The 710-nt window shown below is 52.5% G+C and carries 1 protein-coding gene; it reads right to left on the reverse strand.

Going from position 1 to position 710, the window contains the following annotated elements; translation table 11 throughout:
- Window positions 1-121: 121 nt before the first annotated feature.
- Complete coding sequence (locus tag GHO03_RS24650) at window positions 122-391, reverse strand: short-chain dehydrogenase (protein ID WP_146541287.1); 270 nt, start codon at window positions 389-391, stop codon at window positions 122-124.
- Window positions 392-710: the final 319 nt, after the last annotated feature.

The raw sequence follows: 710 nt of genomic DNA on the forward strand, positions 1-710 counted from the left end.
AAGCCTTTTTGGTTACTTTTTCGGCGTCTGGAAAAAGTGACTCGCTGTAAGAGCGAAACCAATATCCCAGTTAGACATGAATGCCGGATATGTACTCAACGCTCCAGTTAAACAAACAAGATCAAGCAGGCCGCAACCGCCAGCCGAGTACATCCATCAGATCGCACCCGTCACGCAGCAATTGCGCCGAAACAATAGCCAGATGTTTGAGATCAACGGAATCAGCCTCTTGCACTTCACGGCTGGAGAACGATTCCATCAGTTGGGTGACGGCCAGTACGCGAGCGGCGGCGTTGGCGTGAAGTACGTCGAGGGGCGCGTGACGGTCGATCAATAAAGCGGGGATGGTGCAGTCGATGGCAGTAAGCGGGACAAACGGTGAGTCAGTCATAGGTAAACCTCTTGGGTAATCGTTTGAGCCATTCATTTCCGTCGCCAAACGAAAACAGGTGGCCGCTGTACGCGGGTTGGCGAACCGGTATACCCAAGGAAACCCGGCAGACCCGAAGATCTCCCACGCACAGCTGCCATAAAACGTAGCGAGAAAAATACACGCTCCGACACTTATAGCAATTCCGTTTTTTCCTTAGGTAGTTTACAGGTCGCCAAACCCGCCCGCCTTATCGGCGAGCTCCGACTATAAGCGTCGTCCCCTCGCCCCAGCAATTGGCAAACCTGTGAGAAAAATCCCGAAAAAACGTGAGCTTGTA

The sequence above is a fragment of the Pseudomonas sp. FSL R10-1339 genome (genome assembly GCF_009600545.1).
Classification (GTDB): domain Bacteria; phylum Pseudomonadota; class Gammaproteobacteria; order Pseudomonadales; family Pseudomonadaceae; genus Aquipseudomonas; species Aquipseudomonas bubulae.

Excerpts from the sequence above, each read along its gene's own strand:
- GHO03_RS24650 (WP_146541287.1), bottom strand. The coding sequence starts at position 391 with ATGACTGACTCACCGTTTGTCCCGCTTACTGCCATCGACTGCACCATC.